This is a genomic window from Ochrobactrum sp. SFR4 (genome assembly GCF_019730395.1).
In the GTDB taxonomy this organism is placed as follows: domain Bacteria; phylum Pseudomonadota; class Alphaproteobacteria; order Rhizobiales; family Rhizobiaceae; genus Pseudochrobactrum.
In genome coordinates this window covers 1-249 of the sequence record NZ_JAAPBB010001110.1, presented here as the reverse complement: position 1 = coordinate 249, position 249 = coordinate 1, and the positions used below count along the sequence as shown (strand labels likewise).

At 51.4% G+C, this 249-nt stretch carries 1 protein-coding gene; it reads left to right on the top strand.

Annotated elements, in window-relative coordinates; translation table 11 throughout:
* On the top strand, positions 1–249 hold a 249-nt coding region (locus HBA93_RS22480; RefSeq protein WP_221724714.1), incomplete at both ends, for a hypothetical protein.

Below are 249 nucleotides of genomic sequence, written 5' to 3'. Positions count from 1 at the left end.
AAGCTCGATTTGCTCGTTAATGCGGTTAATTTATTCGGTGATGGTGACAATGCAGAGCAAGCCGGTGAAGCAGATGCGAAACAGCCAGCTGCAGAAGTTGAAAAAGCGCGCGGTAGTCGGGTTAAATCCGGCGGCAAAGCGGCGAATGCTGACAAGAGCGATATTGCCGAGTTTTCCTTTAGTCTGAATGGTCAAAGCGGTGCTCTGATGCTCTCTGTTGCGGGTTCATCCAAGGGCACTTTGACCGGG